Source organism: Corallococcus sp. AB049A, assembly GCF_003668885.1.
GTDB lineage: Bacteria > Myxococcota > Myxococcia > Myxococcales > Myxococcaceae > Corallococcus > Corallococcus interemptor.
The window spans coordinates 1-470 of the sequence record NZ_RAWL01001012.1; the positions used below are offsets into that span (position 1 = coordinate 1).

Below are 470 nucleotides of genomic sequence, written 5' to 3' on the forward strand. Positions count from 1 at the left end.
CTCGAGGGCTGTGAGAAGACCATGTAGAGTCCACGGCATGAACCCCAGGCGTGGTGTTGTGATACACGCTCCCGGGCCAGACTCATCACCCATCATCGAGCAAAACGCCGGCGGCAGCTACAGTGCTGCGTCATCTGGTCCCTCGGCTTCCTCATCAAATTCTTCATCTATCAATGCCAGCCCGTCGTCGTCATCCTCTCAACACCCCTATGCCTCCCTTGAAGGCGTCTTCGAGAAGAATGGCGAATCTAGCGGCATGACTGAGACACTGCCTGTAGCGCCCGAGGTGCCCGTGCCTCTTGCTCAACATCCCTTCGATACTCATGCCTTTGTGACGTATCTGGAAAAGTCCGAGCTTAGCCCCAAGGCGGCCAGGGCTCTCATGGAGTCTACACGGCAGATGATCGTCGACAGATCAGGGAAGACCAAGGAAAGAATGTTGCACAAGGAGGACATGGAGAATGTGAGGG

The 470-nt window shown here is 56.0% G+C and carries 1 protein-coding gene; it reads left to right on the forward strand.

All coding sequences use genetic code 11. The features are described 5' to 3' along the window. Window positions 1-37 precede the first annotated feature (37 nt). Window positions 38-470, forward strand: a 433-nt coding sequence (locus D7X55_RS40635; RefSeq protein ID WP_121725743.1) for a coiled-coil domain-containing protein, incomplete at its 3' end; no start/stop codon positions are given.